The organism is Gordonia sp. OPL2 (assembly GCF_003797825.1).
Taxonomy (GTDB): Bacteria; Actinomycetota; Actinomycetes; order Mycobacteriales; family Mycobacteriaceae; genus Gordonia.
Window position 1 is genome coordinate 26,292 of the sequence record NZ_RKME01000040.1, and the last position, 16,330, is coordinate 42,621.

The following is a 16,330-nucleotide window of genomic DNA, read 5'->3' on the forward strand; positions in this document are numbered from 1 at the left end:
TCGGTTCAGTTGAACTGGACGTGCGCCTGTGCGCGGCCGAAGATCTTGCGGTCGCCCTGCTTGGCGACCATCGCGATGACGCCGCGACGGGTCTCCGGATCGAGCGACTTGATCTTGCCGGTGAAGTCCACCTGCGCGTAGCCCTCGGCGGGCACGTACACCGGGCTGGTGAAGCGCACGTTGTACTCGAAGATCGCGGCCGGGTCGCCGACGAAGCTGCTGATGAAGCTGGCACCCAGACCCATCGACTGCATACCGTGCGCGACGACGGTCTCCAGGCCGATGACCTTCGCGACACCATCCGAGAAGTGGATCGGGTTCGGGTCGCCGGCGACGCCCGCGTAGTTGACCAGGTTGCCGCGGGTCAGCGTCTTGGTGACCGGCGGGAGCTCCTGACCGACGCTCAGGTCGTCGAAGTTGATCGCCGAGTAGGCCTTCGGCTCGACGACCGGGTCCGGCTGCTCGTAGCGGTCGAACGGCCCGTGCACGGTGTGCGGCATCTCCGGCTCGCGGTCGACCTTCATCATCACGTGCTCGAGCTTGTCGAGGACCTCGGGATCGGCCTCGACGGCGGGCCGCGCGACCAGACTCGTCCACGTCGTCATCACCGGTTCATCGCGCTGGTTCCAGATGATGTTCTTGGTGATCAGCACATCGGTGCCGGCCATCTGCCGGAACGAGTCGAGCGAGACGTCGCAGATGAGCTGGTCGCCGACCTTGATCGGCTGATGGAACACCAGACGCTGATCGGTCTGCATGATCTGCCACAGGTCGTAACCGGTGACGACGTCCTCGAACAGACGACGCTGGGCGATGATGCCGAGCACCGAGACGAACGTCGGCGCCGCGATCAGGGTGTCGTGACCCATTTCCAGGGCGGCGGCCTCGTTCCAGTGCACCGGGTGGTCGTCCTGCACGGCGCGGGCGTGCTTGCGGACCTCTTCACGGCCGACCTCGTAGTAGTCGTCGACCGTGTAGTTGAACCCGACCATCTCCTGGGTGTGGGCGGCGATCTCCTCCGGAGTGAGTTTCACACCGCTCTTCAACGCATCGATCCGCTGTTGAATCTCGGTTTCGGTCACTGTCATCGGTTCTCGCTCCTTCACTCAGCCAACCCCACTGGCTCGTCTCCCGCCGTGTTCGGTCGTCGTCGACTCGTCCGCGGACCGTCGTCGGCCCGTCCCCGCAGACCGTTTCACCCTACCTACGGGTGCGGGCCGCCTCTCCCATGAAGAGGCAGCCCGCAGAAAATTCCGTTGTGTCGCCGGAAGTGCCGTCAGCACCCTCCGGCGACCGAGTCGTCAGCGTGACTCCGACGATCGAGTCGTCAGTGTGACTCCGACGACGAAGTCGTCAGCGCGACTCTTTGTGCGCCTGGTGCTTGCCGCAGTTCGGGCAGAACTTCTTGATCTCGAGACGGTCGGGATCGTTGCGACGGTTCTTCTTGGTGATGTAGTTACGGTGCTTGCACACCTCGCACGCCAAGGTGATCTTGGGGCGAACATCTGTTGAGGAGGCCACTTCGTTGCCTTCTTTCGGGTGGTACGTGGCGGGCGCGGAGCCGATGGGCTCGGCCCTGGGTCGGTCGGCACCCGGCTGGTCGGCACCGATGTGTAGCGGTGGAGGGACTCGATCCCTCGACCTCACGATTATGAGTCGTGCGCTCTAACCAGCTGAGCTACACCGCCATGTGGACTGGGGTCCAGCGAGCCCCCTGACGGAATCGAACCGTCGACCTTTTCCTTACCATGGAAACGCTCTGCCGACTGAGCTAAGGGGGCGTGCCCGAACACGTCCGCAGACCTGCTCGAGAGCCTTAACGAGGTTACACACGAACCAGGGCGCTCACCAAATCGCTGGTAGCGACCGGTGGCGAGCGCCGAGAAGTCAGCGTGGACCACGTTGTGGCAGGTATAGGATTCGAACCTATGTAGCTTGCGCGACGGATTTACAGTCCGCTCCCTTTGGCCGCTCGGGCAACCTGCCGTGCCGTCCGTTCCGGCCGCGTGAACGGCCGCAAGAACAACGCCGTGAAGAATACAACGACGATCCCATATCCGCGCAAACCGGCTGCTCAGCGATGCCTCACGAACTCCCAGCGGTGACCTGACTCACGTTCGGCCCGCACCGGGAAGCAACGCCACCTACGACGACGCTGCACCTTTCATGACCGACTCCGCGACGCCTTCAACCACCAGTCCCGACGACGCACGGAACGTTCCCCGCGATCGGGACTTTCGATTCGGTGTGAACCTGCTCGGTATGGGCGACGGTCCGGGATTCCTGTCACAGGTCCGCGCGGTCGCCGAGGCCGGCGTCGACGTTGTCATGGTCCCCGACCATCTCGGACTGATCGGCCCGGCACCGGCGCTCGTCGCCGCGGCGGCGGCCGCCCCCGATCTGCGGGTCGGGACATTCGTGCTCAACACCGCCTTCTATCGGCCCGCGCTGCTCACCCGTGACCTCGCCACCGTCGACCAACTCACCGGCGGACGACTCGAGATCGGGCTGGGTGCCGGCTATGTCGAGACAGAGTTCGTACAGGCCGGTCTGCCGTTCGAGCGCCCGGGCGCTCGCATCACCCACATGATGGAGACGGTCGAGCACATCCGGTCGGCCGCCGCGGGTGATCACGTTCCCGCCTTCGTCCAGTCCCCGCCGCCGATCATGATCGCCGGCGTCGGCGATCGCGTGTTGTCGGCGGCCGCGCGCCATGCCGACATCGTCGCGCTGTCGAACCTCCCCGACCTCGACGTCGCACGTGAACGGGTCGACCACATTCGCGCCGCCGCCGGTGATCGATTCGGCGAACTCGAACTCAACGTGATCATCTTCGACATCGCCGTCGGCCGGGACGTCGACGTCACACCGCTGCGGAGTCACAATGACGGCGTCGACGACGCGACGCTCCGCCGCTCGGTGAACCTCCTGCACGGCTCGGTCGACGAGGTCGCCGACCGTATCCGCACGATCCGCGATCAGACCGGAATCTCCTACTTCACCTTCATCGAACCGAGCGCCGACGACCTGACGAGCATCGCCGACGTCGTTTCCCGACTGCGCTGACGGACCCCGTCCCCCGCCGACTACCCTGTCCGGCATGGCAGATTCATCGTTCGACGTGGTGAGCAAGGTCGACCGCCAAGAGGTCGACAACGCCCTCAATCAGGCGGCCAAGGAGCTGTCGCAGCGCTACGACTTCCGCGGTACCAACACCGGCATCGAGTGGTCCGGCGAGGAGAACATCGTCATCACCTCCGACGCCGAGGAGCGCGCCCAGGCCGGGCTCGAGGTGTTCAAGGAGAAGCTGATACGCCGCGACATCTCGCTGAAGGCGTTCGACGCGGGCGAGCCGTCGGCGTCGGGCAAGACCTTCAAGATCGCCGGCAAGATCGTCGAGGGGATCGACTCCGAGCACGCGAAGAAGATCTCGAAGAAGATCCGCGACGAGGGCCCGAAGGGCGTGAAGGCCCAGATCCAGGGCGAGGAACTGCGGGTGTCGAGCAAGAAGCGCGACGACCTGCAGGCGGTCATCGCCTTGCTCAAGGGCGAGGACTTCGGGATCGCCCTGCAGTTCGTGAACTATCGCTAGGTGACCTCACCCCGCTGATCGTGTGACGACCGAGGCGCACCCCACCGCGTATCGAGTTCGTCCGCCACTCGTCACACGATCCCCAACTCCCGCGCACGCACGCCGGCCTGGAACCTCGACCGCGCACCGAGCGCGTCCATCAGCTCGGCAACCCGCCGACGATACGTGCGGACGCCGAGGCCCAGACTGCGTGCGGCGGTCTCGTCCTTGACCCCCTGCCCGAGCAGGTCGATCACCTGCGGGGCGAGCTGACGGATGTCAGCGATACGGGTGTCGTAGACGGCGAGGTCGGTGGCCGACCGCCACGCGGTCTCGAACAGCGACGACACCCCGTGCACCGCGTCGGGCTGGGTGATGACGCTGTAGCTGCGTTGCCCGGCGATGCGTTCGCCGGCGAGGATCACCAGCCGACGGTCCAGGATGATCGTCTCGTTGATCTCGTCGGTGGTCACCCGGATGTCGGCACCGAACCGATCGCGCCGCACGGCCAGATGATGAGCCGCCACCGGGTCGAGCAAGGTGCCTGCCCGATAGATCTTCCGAACTCGCACGTCGTTGCGATGCGGCTTGCCGACCGCCTCCTCCGGGACCTTCGCCGTGCCGTGCTGCCACGCGAACGTCCACAGGTCGTTCGCCGCGCACGACACATCGGTCGCGGTGGCGAAGAGATGCTCGGTGCGCCGGAACAGCTCTTCTTCGCTCCGCACCACGGTGACCGAATCGGTGTCGCCCATGTCACCAAGTGTGCGCCTCCCCCGGGTTCGATGACCCGGATGGCAGCTTGTTGCCAGAGCACCTCGTACCCGCCGACGACTCGCGACAGTGGGGTCATGACTTTCGAATCGAACACCACTGGACCGAACACCGCCCTCACCGCCGACGCCGCAGGCACCTGGCAGCTCGGTGATCGGGTCGTCAACCGGATCGGGCTCGGCGCGATGCGCCTGGGCGGCATGCCCTGGGAGACACCGAAGAGCCGCGACGACGCGATCGCAGTCCTGCGCCGCGCCGTCGAACTCGGGGTGAATCACATCGACACCGCCGCGTTCTACTTCACACCGAGCCGGTCGTCGAACGAGCTGATCAGCACCGCGCTGCAGCCGTATCCCGACGAGCTGGTCCTGGTCACCAAAGTCGGGCCGAGCCGATCGCGCGACGGTGAGTTCGAGCCGATGGCCCGACCGGATCAGCTGCGGGCCCAGGTCGAGGAGAACCTACGCCAGCTCGGCATCGACACCATCGACGTCGTCAACCTCCGCTGGGGAACGGGCATGGACAAGGACGCCGGATCCTTGGCCGACCATCTCGGTGCGCTCACCGAACTCCGGACCGCCGGATTGCTGCGGGCCATCGGCGTCTCGAACGTGACGTCGGACCAGGTGACCGAGGCGATGGCGGTCACCCCGATCGTCGAGGTGCAGAACCGCTACGGCGTCACCGACCGTGCCGACGACGACATCCTCGACCTGTGCCGACGCCACGACATCGCGTTCGTCCCGTTCTTCGCGGTAGCCACCGCGAGCGGTGCGTCATCCGAGGCCGCAGACGACACCGGTCAGACCGTCATCGACACGATCGCGCGCAAGCACGACGCCACACCGGCCCAGATCCGGATCTCGTGGACGCTGCATCGCGGACCGCACGTGCTCGCCATCCCCGGCACCGGCAATCCGGCGCACCTCGATCAGAATGTCGCGAGCGGCGCCATCCGTCTCGACGACGACGACCTCACCGCGCTCGATGGGCTGGTCGGGTAGCCCATCACGGTCAGACCAGCGTGAGCACGACTCACTGGTCACCCAGGCTCTTGTTGTGCCTCGCGCTGATCCGGGCCCCGGGCAGCGGCCGACTCCCGAGCGTCGATGTCCAGGGTGGTCCTCATCTCAAACAATGCACCACGCATCACCGGCCCGAATGCGGCCCCCGCCTCGCCATCTCCTGCAGCCGCGCGATGCGATCCGCGGTCGGCGGGTGGGTGGAGAACAGCTTCGCGACCCCGCCACCGCGGAACGGGTTGGCGATCATCAGGTGCGACTGCGACTCGATCTTCGGGTCGGGTGCCAGGGGTGCGCGGTCGATGCCACCGCTGATCTTGGCGAGCGCGGACGCGAGCGCCAACGGGTCTCCGGTCAGCTCGGCGCCCGACTCGTCGGCCTGATATTCGCGCGACCGCGACACCGACATCTTGATGACCGTCGCGGCGAGCGGCCCGAGGAAAGTGATCAGCAGGACGCCGAGCAGGCCCGGGCCGTTGCCGTCGCGGTTGCCGCCGAAGAAGAACGCGAAGTTGGCGAGACCGGTGATGATCGACGCCATCGCGCCGGCGATCGACGAGATGAGGATGTCGCGGTTGTAGACGTGCGACAGCTCGTGGCCCAGCACGGCACGCAACTCGCGCTCGTCGAGCAGACGCATGATCCCGGCGGTGCAGCACACCGCGGCGTTCTTCGGGTTGCGGCCGGTCGCGAACGCATTGGGCGACTCGGTGGGACTGATGTAGAGCGCCGGCATCGGCTGACGCGCGGACGTCGCGAGCTCACGCACGATGCGATACAGGACCGGCGCCTCGACCTCGGTGACCGGCTGCGCGTGCATCGAGCGCAAGGCCAGCTTCGCCGAGTTGAAGTAGACGTAGGCGTTCATGCCGACGGCGGCGACGACCGCGATCAGCAAGATGGTCGGACTGCGGAAGAGCGCACCGATGCCGACGATGATCGCCGACATCAGCCCCATCATGGCTGCGGTCTTCAGGCCGTTGAAGTGCATCTGTCCCTCGTCTGTCGAGCGGGTCGACCCGGCGTCCGGCGCCTGGGTCCCAATCACTCTGTCAAACGATCCGACCGGGGGCAGAAGTTCCGGACCGTGGTCCGGCGTTATCCGGTGGTTATCCGGTGCGGTCGATCGTGTACCGCACCAGCGACGACAACGCCTGGTGAGCAGGACCGTCGGGAAGCTCGGCGAGCACGGCCTGCGCCTCGTCGGCGTAGGCCCGCAGCCGATCGTGCGCGGCGACCATGCCCGACGACGCGTTGAGCACCTCGATCGCCTCGGCGACCACGGCATCGTCGGTCACCGGCACGGCAGCACCCGTCCGGGGGTCGACGAGGAGTTCGCGCAACCGTCTCGACGCGGCATCGTCGCCGCGCAGTGCGTACAGGACCGGCAGCGTGTGCACACCCTCACGCAGATCGGTGCCCGGCGTCTTGCCCGAGTCGCCGCTGGCCGAGCTGATGTCGATGATGTCGTCGGACACCTGGAACGCGGTGCCGATGATGTCGCCGAGCTTCGAGAGCCGCTCGATGTCGTCGGGTGTCGCGTCCGACGCCATCGCGCCGAATCGACCGGACGCCGCGATCAGCGAGCCCGTCTTCTCCCACACCACCCGCAGATAGTGCTCGATCGGGTCGCCACCCTCGCGCACGCCGACGGTCTCGCGCATCTGCCCGGTGACCAGTTCGGCGAACGTCTCCGCGATGATCCGGACGGCGTCTGGACCCAGGGTCGACACCAGCCGCGACGCCCGCGCGAACAGGAAGTCGCCGGACAGGATGGCGACCGAGTTGGTCCACCGGGCGTTCGCGCTGGGTGCGCCACGACGCAGCTGGGCCTCGTCCATGACGTCGTCGTGATAGAGCGTGGCCAGATGGATCATCTCGACCACCGTCGCCGAGGTGATCACCTCCGACGCCTGCGGACGCGCACCGAACTGGGCGGCCAGGATCGCGAACATCGGCCGGAACCGCTTGCCGCCGGCTTTCGCCAGATGTGTGGCGGCCTCGGTCATGATCTCGTCGCCCGACGACAACTCCGTCAACAACAGGTCCTCGACCTGCGCCAACGACACCCGGACGGTTTCGGCGAACTCATCGGTGCCCAGGTCCAACCCGGCGAATGTGGACTTCACGCGCTTTGCCGCTCCATCTCGACGTCGGTGCAACCGGCCATCGGGCACGGCTGCCATGATGCCGAGCGTAGTCGTTGACCCGCGCCGACAGGGTGGTCGGGTGAGGGCCGACATACTGGTCGGGTGAGTAGCGACATCGACCGGCGCCCGATCCCCGAGCACGCGGAGGTCCTCGTCGTCGGCGCGGGACCCGGCGGGTCCGCGGCCGCCGCCCATGCCGCAACCGCCGGACACGACGTGGTGCTGCTCGACGCGGCCACCTTCCCCCGCGACAAGACGTGCGGCGACGGTCTGACACCGCGGGCCGTCGCCGAGCTCGATCACCTCGGCCTCGGCACCTACCTCGACGACCGCCCCCGGATCGACGGCCTGCACCTGCACGGCTGGGGCGCGCAGCAGCGCGTCCGATGGCCGTCGGGCCACTTTCCCGGTCATGGCAGCGCGGTCTCCCGCATGGAGCTCGACGACGCGATCCGCGAGCTGGCTGTCGCCCGGGGTGCACGAATGGTGCAGGGCCACAAGGCGGTCGACGTCACGATGTCAGGCGGGCGGATCGCCGAGGTCGTCGTCGAGGGACCCGACGGCCGTCGGCCGATCACGGTCCGCGACGTCATCGTCGCCGACGGCGTGCGGTCCGGGCTGGGCAAGGCGCTCGGGCGGGAGTGGCACCGCGACACCGCCTATGGCGTGGCCGCACGCGCCTATGTCCCGTCCGGGCGCGCCGACGACCCGTGGATGGGATCGCACCTCGAACTCCGCGGACCCGACGGCGCATTGCTGCCCGGCTACGGGTGGGTGTTCCCGCTCGGCGACGTCGCACCCGGCCCGCTCGGCGAGCTGTCCGGCGGCGTACTCAACGTCGGTGTCGGCGCACTCGCCACGTCGAAACGTCCGGCGCACATGGCCTTACGGCCCATCCTCGAGCACTACGCACGGATGGTCGGCGACGAATGGGCCATCACCGGCACCCCGTTCCGGCTGACGTCGGCGTTGCTGCCGATGGGCGGCGCTGTCTCCGGCGTCGCCGGACCGAACTGGATGCTGATCGGCGACGCGGCCGCCTGCGTGAACCCGCTCAACGGCGAGGGCATCGACTACGCCCTCGAGACCGGCCGCCTCGCCGTCGAACTCCTCGACGACACGCGCCGCTCCCCCGACCACACCGGTCGCTGGCGCGACATCCTCGTCGAGCACTACGGACTCGCCTTCTCCGCCGCCCGCCGCCTCGCTGGTGTGCTGACCGTTCCGCAGGCAGTCCCCACGCTCGGCCGCCCCGGCATCCGGTCGGCGTCGCTGATGTCGCTGGTCGTGCGGGTGATGGGCAATCTCATCACGCCCGACGACGCCGACCTGGTCGCCCGGGCCTGGCGCACGGCGGGTCGAGTCTCCAGTCGCGTCGACCACCGCCCACCGTTTCAATGACACAAACTCGGTGATATGTTCCTTCCATGCCGAACGCCGCCTCTCTCGCCGCCCGCGCACGACGGGCCCTGGCCGACCGTCACCTCGCGCGGTACCGCCTGCGCGCCGAGATCGCACGGATCGACGCCGACGACGACGCCGTGGCGATCGCACGGCTTCTCGGCACCCAGGAGTTCCCGTGGGGCATCACCCAAGCGCTGAGTTTCGCCCTCTTCCGCACCTACGCCGTCCCGTCGATCGGCGAACTCCTCTATGACACCGGACAGTTCACCGGGCAGACGCAGAAGCGCTACGACGACACGGTCCTGCTGCTCGACGCCCCGATCGAGCACGGCTTCGACAGCCCCGGCGGCCGGGCGGGTATCCGGCGGATCAATCAGATGCATGCGATGTACGACATCTCCAACGACGACATGCTCTACGTCCTGTCGACGTTCGTCGTGTGTCCGGTCGAATGGGTGAACGCCTACGAGTGGCGCAGACTCACCCGACACGAGATCACCGGACTCACCAACTACTACCGCCGCCTCGGTAAACACATGGCCATCAAAGACATTCCCGAGACGTACGAGGAGTTCGAGCGGTTCTACGCCGACTACGAGACGAAACACTTCGCCTATCACGAGAAGTCGCTCGCCGTCGCCGACGCCACCCTCGACCTGCTCGGCACCTTCCTGCCCTACCGACTCCTGCCGCGGAGCATCGTGCGGCGGATGTCGTTCTCGCTCATGGACGATCGCCTACTCGACGCGTTCGACTTCCCGAGACCGACCGCCGTCGAGCGTGCGCTCGTCCGCAGCGGACTCAAGGCACGCGGCCTGGCGATCCGCCACCTCGGTTCACCGCGTCCCGAACCGATCTACGGGCGACAGATGTCCCAGGTGCGCGGATATCCCACCGGCTACCAGCTGGGCGAGTTGGGCACCTTCGCCCCGGGATGCCCTGTCCCCCACCAGAACCGCTCCGACGACGCGGCTACCGGCGCGCAGACCGCAGGCTGAGCTTTCCCGAAACCTCGCCGACGGCAACCCAAATCGCGCCGACGGCAACCTACCGCCCGCCGCTCAGCGCACTGCGGAGTGAATCGCCGCGATCCCGCCGGTGAGGTTCTGCCAGTCGACCTTCGTGAATCCTGCATCTCGCAGCAGCGCGGCGAGCCGGGTCTGATCAGGCCACGCCCGGATCGACTCGGCGAGATAGACATACGCCGCCGGATTGCTCGACACCTTCGTCGCGACGACAGGCAGCGCCTTCATCAGGTACTCCATGTACACGGTGCGGAAGGCACGGAACGTCGGGGTCGAGAACTCGCAGATGACCAGCCGGCCACCGGGTTTCAACACACGCCGCAGCTCCGACAACGCCTTCGGGGCGTCGTGCACGTTGCGCAGACCGAAGGAGATCGTCGCGGCGTCGAACGACTCGTCGGCGAACGGGAGGGCCAGGGCATCGGCCGCCACCTTCGGCACATCCCGGTGCGCACCGGCCTTGAGCATGCCGAGGGAGAAGTCGGCGGCGATGCAGTGTGCACCCGACGTCGCCAGCTCCACCGTCGACACCGCGGTACCGGCCGCAAGGTCGAGGACGATGTCGCCACGCCGCAGCGCGAGTGCCTTGCGCGTCTTACGCCGCCAGCCCCGATCCTGCCCGAACGACAGCACTGTGTTGGTCAGGTCGTAGCGCTTGGCCACGCCGTCGAACATGGCCGCGACCTCGGACGGATCCTTGTCGAGGGTTGCGCGATCCTGCGAGCCGGTTCCCATGCCCACAACCTACCGCCTCCCGCCCCCGCCGACGACGGCCGCGTCGTCGTTCGCCGACGTCATCCGGCGAGTGAGGCCACCGCCTGATCGCCGCCGATGACGGCCCGGTAGTGACCGAGCAGTTCGTCGCAGACCGCAGGCCAGGTTCGTGCGCGCACCGCACCGAGTCCGGCGCGGCCGAACTCGGTTCGCAGCGTGTCGTCGCGCAGCACGTCGATGACCGCGGGCAGCCGTTCGGCGAACTCGTGCGGTGGCAGCAGATAGCCGGTGCGACAGTGGCCGATGAGGTCGCGCGGGCCACCGGCGTCGGGACCGACGACCGGCAGTCCGCTGGCCATCGCCTCCTGGACCGTCTGGCAGAACGTCTCGTGTTCGCCGGCGTGGACGAACACGTCGAAACTCGCGTAAGCACGCGCCAGCTCCGCGCCACGCAGTTCACCGGTGAAGTCAGCTCGTGGCATCAATGCCTGCAGCCGTTCACGTTCGGGTCCGTCGCCGACGATCACGAGCTGAACCGACGGATCGTCCCCGATTCCCGCGAGGCGGTCGATCTGCTTCTCCGGCGCCAGCCGGCCGACGAACCCGACGACCAGTCGACGACGCCCCTCCCGCGAACTCCCCCACCGTGCGCGGAGGACCGGATCGGCGTGACGCGGATCGAACTGCTCGACGTCGACGCCACGCCCCCATCGATAGAGTCGTGGAACACCGTGCGCCGACAGAGTTTTCATCGTCTCGGTGGACGGGGCCAAGGTACGGTCACACATCTCGTGCAGGCGTCGGGTGTATCGCCATGCAAGGCGCGACGTGACCGCCAGCCCGTAGGTGGCGGCGAATCCGGCGACATCGGTCTGGAACACCGCCACCGACGGCAGGTCCAGCCGGCGTGCGGCCACCGCACCGGCCGCACCGACGACGAACGGTGACGCGAGATGCACGACATCGGGATCGACGTCGCGCAGGGCGCGGTAGAGCGTGGGCGTCGGCACACCGATCGGCAACGACGTCACCTTCGGCACCATCACCGACGGCAGTAGGTGGACCGGCGTGCGTCGGCCGATGAGCCGGGGTGCTCCGTCCTCCCCGCGCGGGGTGTCCGGCGCGATCACCACGGCCTCGTGCCCGGTGCGCTCGATATGGTCGACCACCCGCAGTACGGAGTTGACCACTCCGTTCATCTGCGGCAGGAAACTCTCGGCAACGATCGCTACCCGCATGCCGCCATCGTCCTCCCGCCGCCTGTCGGGCACACCCGAGACACGTGGCCTCCGCGCGAAGTTCCGGTGAACTCGGACGCACCGGGCACGATGGTGACGTGGCCGACCTCCTGCTCCTCAGTCGCTGGTTGGGTGCGATTCCCGCATTCCTGGCAAACCGGACTCCCGTGGCGTCGCAGCCGGCTGTTCACGTCGCATTCGTCCCGACCGCGTCGTCGATCTATCCCGATCAGGCCTGGGTCGACCTCGACCGCCAGAGCCTGCGCGATCTCGGTTATCGGGTGAGCGACCTCGACATCAAGAGCCATCCGGATCCCGTCGGCCTTCTCGACGCCTCCGACGCCGTGTTCGTGTCCGGCGGGAACGTCTTCCACTTGCTCGAGGTCATGCGCCGCACCGGATTCGACCGGCTGCTCACCGACCGCGTGCAGAGTGGTCTGCCCTATCTCGGCGCCAGTGCCGGTGCCTGCGTCGTCGGCGCCGACATCGAACCGCTCGGCCTGCTCGACGATCCATCGGAGGCCGGTGCACTGGAATCCACCGCGGGACTCGGGTGGATCGACGAGGTGATCGTCCCGCACGCCGACGGCATCGTGTCCGGGCGGGCCGTCGTCGACGACCTGCGCGCACGGTATGCGGACCGCTTCACCCTGCGCATGCTCGCCGACGACCAGGCGTTGCTCGTCTCGGGCGACCATCGATCAGTCATCCCCTCGTGACACCGTTGACTGACCGCCACCCGCGCGTGTCACCCACCACCCCCTTCGATCCCTGAGGAGCCCGCGACGAAGGAGCGAGCGTCACGAAGGGCCGCATGAAAGTCACCACAGCGCGTCGATAAGTGGATAATCCACTCATCGGCGCTGTCAGGTGACCCTGATGCGGACGGCAGGCGACGACTACCGGACGACCGCCCCATCTTCCTGGTCGGCGGCGACATCGTCATCCGTCGAGTCATCCGCGGACTCACCCACGGCCCGCGCGAGCATCCGCCGATTGATCTCCGCCAACAACACCATCAGCGCGCCGACGACCAGCCATCCGACGACCATGATCGACAGCGCCGGCAAGATCGCCAGCGTCCAGTTGCGGCCGGCCGGACGCGCGAGGTCGGGATTGGTGACGTCGTATTCGACGCTGATCCGTTGTCCCTGCGTCAGCTCGGTCGGATAGAGCAATCCGAGTCGCGGGCTGTGGAAATCACCGTCGACGGTCTGGAAGTTGACCGCCGCGTGCAGCCGGTCCGCCGAGACGACATCGGCCATGACCGTCGCCATGTTGTCTTCGATCTGGCTGTCGTTGCGGTGACACCCCGCGACCAGCACCAGCCCCATCGTCGTCACGACCATACCGAGCACCAACAGCACGATCTGTGCACGGCGCAGAATGGTCGGGTTCATGACTGACAGGGTAATGGGCCGTCGAGCCGACTCCGTAGGCTGTGCTCGGTCGCATGTCCGGGGGGAGCAGGTCACGATGACGTCGACGACGAGAGCCGACGGGTCACCGGTGCCCAGCGGCGCTTCCGCGGGCCGATCGCGACGATGGATGACCCTCGGGATACTGGCAGCGGCACTGGCCGTGGTCGCCCCGGTGGTCCTGCGGGTTCGACAAGACCGGTGGACCGCCCATGCTGTGCAGACATCCTGCAAAGACCTGCCTGCAATACCGTCCCCGGTCCTGTTCGGCGGACTGCAGGCTGCGCTCGCGCTGATCGCAGTCGCCTCGTTCGCGATCTCGATCCGTCAGCTCGCCCGACGCCGAACCGGTGGGGTGGCGGTGATCGCAGCGTCCACACTTCTCGTCGGTGCGGTCATCGTCGGCGCAACAGGGGCCCTGACCATGGTGGACGCACCGACATCGCCCACCCAGGGCGTCGACGGCTCGGGCATTCCGTGCGGCAGCGGTTGAGATCGCACTGAGCGGGCCCTACCCCACCCCACGCCCGATCGCCGCGTGCACCTCACGCAGACCCTGCCGGTCGGTGATCACCTCGATGACCTCGAGTCCGCCGTCCGGTGCGTCCTCAGCCAGCACCGCCGACAACTCGCCCAGCGAGACACGACGATGCGGCACACGGAAACCCGCGCACAGCGATGCGAGATCCGCACTGTGCGGCGTACCGAAGACCCGCTCGTAGGCACCCGCGTACGGGCCGCTGTTGAACCGCGGATCGCCCTGTTCGAGCAGCCCGAAGATCCCGCCGCCGTCGTCGTTGGCGACGACGATCCGCAAGGACCGCGGCCGCGGTTCACCGGGCCCGATGACCAGCCCGGTGGCGTCGTGGATGAACGTCAGGTCGCCCATCAGCGCGATGGTGCGGGCGTCCGCCGACGCCCGGTCGAGTGCGAGAGCAGCCCCGATGGCCGTCGAATTGGTGCCGTCGATACCGGCCACACCGCGGTTCGACAACACGCGCACGCCGTCGGTCACCCGCCCGGCGAGTGCGATGTCGCGAATCGGATTGCTCGCCCCGACAACGAGCTGGTCACCCGGCCGCACCGCCGCGCTGACAACCCGCGCCACATGCAGTCCGGTGGTCGACTCGATCGCGTCGAGCTCGGTGTCGACGGCGGCGAGCACCCGCTGCTGCACCTCCGCGCACTCCTTGAGCCACTCCTCGCGCGGCTCTCCGGCCGGTTCCACCCGCGTGCCCGTCGCCCAGACGTTCCCGGACACATCCGGCCAGCGCGGTCCGGTCGTGAGCGCGTAGACGGTGACCTCGGGATCGGCGAGCAGCCGCGACACTCCGCGATGCAGGGTGGGACGCCCGCAGATGATCGCCTGCTTCGGCCGGATCGATCCCAAAGCGAGGGGATGCAGCGGCGTATGTGCCCGTGGCGCAGTCGGTTCCGCGACGGTGGGGATGCCGGCGAGGGCCGGGTGCACACCGGCACCGTGCCCCGACACGACGACGGTGTCGAGCGAGAGATCGATGGGCAGCGGGACGTCGAGTTTGCCGACCGGGGCCTGCGTCCACGGCACGCCGTTAGACCGTCCAGCGAACGCACCGAGGTCGTCGTCGGGTCCGACGACCGGATCGGGCACGAGCGGCTCCCGCAGCGGGATGTCGAACTGGACCGGACCCGCGTTGCCGGTCCGAGCGCCCCGAGCGGCGGCGAGCACGCGCCCGACCGCGGACCGCCACTGACTGTTGGTGTCGAGATCCTGTTCGGCGAGTCCCAGGCTGATCGCCGCCCGGACCTGCGTGCCGAAGATGCCGAACTGCTCGACGGTCTGATTCGCACCCGAGCCGAGGAGTTCGTACGGACGATTCGCGCTGACCACGACCAGTGGCACCCGCGCGTAGTTGGCCTCGAACACCGCCGGACTCATGTTCGCGACGGCGGTGCCGCTGGTCATCACGATCGGGACCGGCTGCCCCGACGACACGGCCAGGCCGAGCGCGAGATAACCGGCCGACCGCTCGTCGATACGGACGTGCAACCGCAAACGGCCGGCGACGTCGGCGGCGTGCAGCGCGAAGGCGAGTGGGGCGTTGCGCGAACCGGGGCACAGCACCGCCTCGGTCACACCGCAGCGGATCATCTCGTCGACGATGACCCGTGCCTGCAGAGTCGAGGGGTTCATGGAGTCCAGCGTAGGACTGCGTTCGGATGACATCCGCAGGGAGTAACGACAGTGGTGCTCGTCACGCACCTGCGGCACCATCGATGAATGGGCTTCTACGACGACCGCGTCCTCCCGCATCTGATCAACCTGACCTGCGGGATGTCGGCGCTCACGCCCCTGCGACGACGCACGTGTGACGGCCTCACCGGCGACGTCGTCGAACTCGGATTCGGCTCCGGTCTCAACGTCGAGGTCTACCCCGACACCGTCAGCCGCATCGCCGCGATCGAACCGTCCGACGGCGGCTGGCGACTGGCCGCCGACCGTCTCGCCTCCTCGCGCGTGCCGATCGACCGCGCAGGCCTCGACGGCCAGCGCCTCCCCTTCGACGACGACTCCTTCGACGCCGCGCTCACCACGTTCACCATGTGCACGATCCCCGATCTGCCCGCGGCGCTAGCGGAGGTCCGACGGGTGGTCCGCGACGGCGGCACCGTCCACTTCCTCGAGCACGGGACCGCCCCCGACGAGTCGGTCCGCACCTGGCAGCGACGCCTCGAGCCGATCCAGCGTCGGGTGGCCGGCGGCTGCCATCTCACCCGCGACATCCCCGCGTCCTTCGCCGACGCCGGCCTCACCGTCACCAGCATCGACCGCTTCTATCAGCCGGGTACCCCGAAGGCGTTCGGCGCGATGAACCTCGGCGTCGCACGCGTCGGCGGATAGGGTCCCTCACCGAACCCCACCCGTTTCCCCGCCGGTCGTGCACCCACGCCGGGTTTCCGCCGGTCGAGTAGCGGCGCGCAAGCGCAGCGAGCCCGACGCGTATCGAGACCCCCTCACCCCGCCACACCCCGCT

At 67.9% G+C, this 16,330-nt stretch carries 17 protein-coding genes and 3 tRNA genes; 8 read left to right on the forward strand and 12 right to left on the reverse strand.

Features of this window, described 5'->3' with window-relative positions:
• Nucleotides 1-5: 5 nt before the first annotated feature.
• The 5 genes from EEB19_RS24480 to EEB19_RS24500 form a co-directional block, all read right to left on the reverse strand.
• Complete coding sequence (locus EEB19_RS24480) at nucleotides 6-1,088, reverse strand: fused (3R)-hydroxyacyl-ACP dehydratase subunits HadA/HadB (protein WP_187589927.1); 1,083 nt, start codon at nucleotides 1,086-1,088, stop codon at nucleotides 6-8.
• Nucleotides 1,089-1,353: 265 nt separating this feature from the next.
• The gene (gene rpmG / locus EEB19_RS24485; RefSeq protein ID WP_003929651.1) at nucleotides 1,354-1,521 is read right to left on the reverse strand and encodes a 50S ribosomal protein L33; all 168 of its coding nucleotides are present in this window, start codon (nucleotides 1,519-1,521) and stop codon (nucleotides 1,354-1,356) included.
• Nucleotides 1,522-1,614: 93 nt separating this feature from the next.
• Nucleotides 1,615-1,688: transfer RNA gene (locus EEB19_RS24490), tRNA-Met, on the reverse strand.
• 20 nt (nucleotides 1,689-1,708) lie between these two features.
• Nucleotides 1,709-1,781 (reverse strand) — tRNA-Thr (locus EEB19_RS24495).
• A 124-nt stretch (nucleotides 1,782-1,905) separates the two neighbouring features.
• Nucleotides 1,906-1,986 (reverse strand) — tRNA-Tyr (locus EEB19_RS24500).
• Nucleotides 1,987-2,166: 180 nt separating this feature from the next.
• On the opposite strand from EEB19_RS24500, the gene EEB19_RS24505 reads away from it, so the two are divergent.
• Together EEB19_RS24505 and EEB19_RS24510 are read left to right on the forward strand one after the other, a co-directional pair.
• Entirely contained in the window at nucleotides 2,167-3,066 is a 900-nt protein-coding gene (locus EEB19_RS24505; protein WP_187589928.1) for a TIGR03621 family F420-dependent LLM class oxidoreductase, read from the forward strand.
• Nucleotides 3,067-3,100: 34 nt separating this feature from the next.
• Nucleotides 3,101-3,592 carry a YajQ family cyclic di-GMP-binding protein gene (locus EEB19_RS24510; protein WP_187589929.1) on the forward strand — a complete coding sequence of 164 codons (492 nt, stop codon included), beginning with the start codon at nucleotides 3,101-3,103 and terminating at the stop codon, nucleotides 3,590-3,592.
• A 71-nt stretch (nucleotides 3,593-3,663) separates the two neighbouring features.
• Here the strand turns inward: EEB19_RS24510 and EEB19_RS24515 are convergent, their stop codons facing one another.
• Nucleotides 3,664-4,326, reverse strand: a complete 663-nt coding sequence (locus EEB19_RS24515; protein ID WP_187589930.1) for a response regulator transcription factor — start codon at nucleotides 4,324-4,326, stop codon at nucleotides 3,664-3,666.
• A gap of 96 nt (nucleotides 4,327-4,422) precedes the next feature.
• Between EEB19_RS24515 and EEB19_RS24520 the strand changes: the two genes are divergently transcribed.
• Nucleotides 4,423-5,349 (forward strand): aldo/keto reductase, encoded by a 927-nt coding sequence (locus tag EEB19_RS24520; protein ID WP_187589931.1) that lies wholly within the window; start codon nucleotides 4,423-4,425, stop codon nucleotides 5,347-5,349.
• A 145-nt stretch (nucleotides 5,350-5,494) separates the two neighbouring features.
• Here EEB19_RS24520 and htpX read toward each other — a convergent pair whose 3' ends face one another.
• Entirely contained in the window at nucleotides 5,495-6,358 is an 864-nt protein-coding gene (gene htpX, locus EEB19_RS24525; protein ID WP_187589943.1) for a zinc metalloprotease HtpX, read from the reverse strand.
• A 118-nt stretch (nucleotides 6,359-6,476) separates the two neighbouring features.
• Nucleotides 6,477-7,496: a polyprenyl synthetase family protein gene (locus tag EEB19_RS24530; RefSeq protein WP_262365899.1), complete on the reverse strand. Its 1,020-nt coding sequence runs from the start codon at nucleotides 7,494-7,496 to the stop codon at nucleotides 6,477-6,479.
• 123 nt (nucleotides 7,497-7,619) lie between these two features.
• On the opposite strand from EEB19_RS24530, the gene EEB19_RS24535 reads away from it, so the two are divergent.
• Nucleotides 7,620-8,918 carry a geranylgeranyl reductase family protein gene (locus EEB19_RS24535; protein ID WP_187589933.1) on the forward strand — a complete coding sequence of 433 codons (1,299 nt, stop codon included), beginning with the start codon at nucleotides 7,620-7,622 and terminating at the stop codon, nucleotides 8,916-8,918.
• Between the two features lie 26 nt (nucleotides 8,919-8,944).
• Nucleotides 8,945-9,919: an oxygenase MpaB family protein gene (locus EEB19_RS24540; RefSeq protein WP_187589934.1), complete on the forward strand. Its 975-nt coding sequence runs from the start codon at nucleotides 8,945-8,947 to the stop codon at nucleotides 9,917-9,919.
• A gap of 63 nt (nucleotides 9,920-9,982) precedes the next feature.
• Here the strand turns inward: EEB19_RS24540 and EEB19_RS24545 are convergent, their stop codons facing one another.
• Together EEB19_RS24545 and EEB19_RS24550 are read right to left on the reverse strand one after the other, a co-directional pair.
• Nucleotides 9,983-10,681 (reverse strand): demethylmenaquinone methyltransferase, encoded by a 699-nt coding sequence (locus EEB19_RS24545; protein WP_187589935.1) that lies wholly within the window; start codon nucleotides 10,679-10,681, stop codon nucleotides 9,983-9,985.
• A 59-nt stretch (nucleotides 10,682-10,740) separates the two neighbouring features.
• A complete protein-coding gene (locus EEB19_RS24550; protein ID WP_187589936.1) occupies nucleotides 10,741-11,898 on the reverse strand; it encodes a glycosyltransferase family 1 protein in 1,158 nt (385 codons plus the stop codon).
• A 98-nt stretch (nucleotides 11,899-11,996) separates the two neighbouring features.
• Between EEB19_RS24550 and EEB19_RS24555 the strand changes: the two genes are divergently transcribed.
• On the forward strand, nucleotides 11,997-12,617 hold the full coding sequence (locus EEB19_RS24555; RefSeq protein WP_187589937.1) for a Type 1 glutamine amidotransferase-like domain-containing protein: 621 nt from the start codon (nucleotides 11,997-11,999) through the stop codon (nucleotides 12,615-12,617).
• 180 nt (nucleotides 12,618-12,797) lie between these two features.
• Here EEB19_RS24555 and EEB19_RS24560 read toward each other — a convergent pair whose 3' ends face one another.
• Nucleotides 12,798-13,298 (reverse strand): DUF3592 domain-containing protein, encoded by a 501-nt coding sequence (locus tag EEB19_RS24560; protein ID WP_262365898.1) that lies wholly within the window; start codon nucleotides 13,296-13,298, stop codon nucleotides 12,798-12,800.
• Nucleotides 13,299-13,374: 76 nt separating this feature from the next.
• On the opposite strand from EEB19_RS24560, the gene EEB19_RS24565 reads away from it, so the two are divergent.
• Complete coding sequence (locus EEB19_RS24565) at nucleotides 13,375-13,809, forward strand: hypothetical protein (RefSeq protein ID WP_187589938.1); 435 nt, start codon at nucleotides 13,375-13,377, stop codon at nucleotides 13,807-13,809.
• Nucleotides 13,810-13,827: 18 nt separating this feature from the next.
• Here EEB19_RS24565 and menD read toward each other — a convergent pair whose 3' ends face one another.
• Nucleotides 13,828-15,489: a 2-succinyl-5-enolpyruvyl-6-hydroxy-3-cyclohexene-1-carboxylic-acid synthase gene (gene menD / locus EEB19_RS24570; RefSeq protein WP_187589939.1), complete on the reverse strand. Its 1,662-nt coding sequence runs from the start codon at nucleotides 15,487-15,489 to the stop codon at nucleotides 13,828-13,830.
• Nucleotides 15,490-15,576: 87 nt separating this feature from the next.
• Between menD and EEB19_RS24575 the strand changes: the two genes are divergently transcribed.
• Entirely contained in the window at nucleotides 15,577-16,197 is a 621-nt protein-coding gene (locus EEB19_RS24575; RefSeq protein WP_187589940.1) for a class I SAM-dependent methyltransferase, read from the forward strand.
• Nucleotides 16,198-16,330: the final 133 nt, after the last annotated feature.